Source organism: Microcoleus sp. Pol12B4, assembly GCF_036701385.1.
In the GTDB taxonomy this organism is placed as follows: domain Bacteria; phylum Cyanobacteriota; class Cyanobacteriia; order Cyanobacteriales; family Microcoleaceae; genus Microcoleus.
In genome coordinates this window covers 1-1253 of sequence record NZ_JAUBQR010000455.1, presented here as the reverse complement: position 1 = coordinate 1253, position 1253 = coordinate 1, and the positions used below count along the sequence as shown (strand labels likewise).

Genomic DNA, 1253 nt, shown 5'->3' with positions numbered 1-1253 from the left:
GTTTCCCCGTCTTTACTGCCAGAAGATTTAGAAGATGCGCGCATTCAAGCAGCAGAAATTGGGATTGCCCACGAGGAAGTAGAAACTCAGGAAATGGCAAATCCCAATTACACTTCTAACCCGGTTAACCGCTGCTATTTCTGCAAAAGCGAACTGCACGATACTTTGAAACCCCTAGCACTAGCAAAGGGTTATCCTTATGTGGTGGATGGGGTTAATGCTGACGATTTGAAGGATTACCGTCCCGGAATTCAGGCGGCAAAGGAACGCGGTGCGCGATCGCCCTTAGCAGAAGTAGGAATCACTAAATTTGAAGTGCGGCAATTGGCAAAAGAATTGGGTTTGCCTTGGTGGGACAAACCCGCTCAACCTTGTTTGAGTTCGCGCTTTCCTTACGGTGAAGAAATCACCGTTAGAAAGTTGCAAAGAGTCGGGCGCGCTGAACGGTATTTGCGCCAGTTGGGACTGAAAAATTTGCGAGTGCGATCGGATGGAGATACGGCGCGCATTGAGTTACCGGCAGAGGAGATTCGGGAGTTTGTGCTAAATACGGATTTGCCTGCATTGGTGGCGGTGTTTCAGGAGTTTGGTTTTATGTACGCGACTTTGGATTTGGAGGGGTTTCGCAGCGGCAAATTAAATCAGGTTTTGCAGCAGGAGTTGTTGGGGGCGAAAGATTGATTAATTATCATGAAAAGACGATCGCAATTTCGCTAAATTTGCATAGCTCCTGACTGTTGGTTAAAGGAATAGCATAAACTAAACTAGCAGCAAGAGTAGCAATTTTTAGGAAAGTTAAATTTAGGTTATTGTCCGTCCTGTTGGCTTTGTTTTTATCGACGTAGATCCCCTTTCGGGTGTTAGCTAACTCGCAACCTTCGGGTGATACAGTTAGTTCTGCACTGTGGTGGCAAGTTGCTGTGTACAATCAGGTACAACAAATTAAAGATCGCCAATATCAAGGGTGTGTGTGGGGCGATTCTATTTCCTCGGCTCTGGGAGACTCTTTGGGATCAGAAAATTTTAATTTTGCGATCGGAGGGATGAGTTCAGTCTCGCTGCTAGAACAGCTTAAACTTGTAGTACCACTTCGGTTTACCTGCGAAAAAGCGATTGTGGCGATCGGCACAAATGATGCTATGTACGGCATTAGCGATGAGCAGTTTGTCAGTAATTTAAAAGAGGCGATCGCCGTGATGCGATCGATCGGAACAAAACAAATTATTCTGATTCCTGCTTTTTACTCAACTCTT

2 protein-coding genes are annotated in these 1253 nt (G+C 45.6%); both read left to right on the top strand.

Features of this window, described 5'->3' with window-relative positions; all coding sequences use genetic code 11:
- Positions 1-681: ATP-dependent sacrificial sulfur transferase LarE (gene larE, locus QUA38_RS29010; RefSeq protein WP_333167989.1), on the top strand; the 681-nt coding region annotated here is incomplete at its 5' end.
- A gap of 176 nt (positions 682-857) precedes the next feature.
- Positions 858-1253 (top strand): SGNH/GDSL hydrolase family protein (locus QUA38_RS29005; RefSeq protein ID WP_333167987.1); only part of this gene is annotated, 396 nt, incomplete at its 3' end.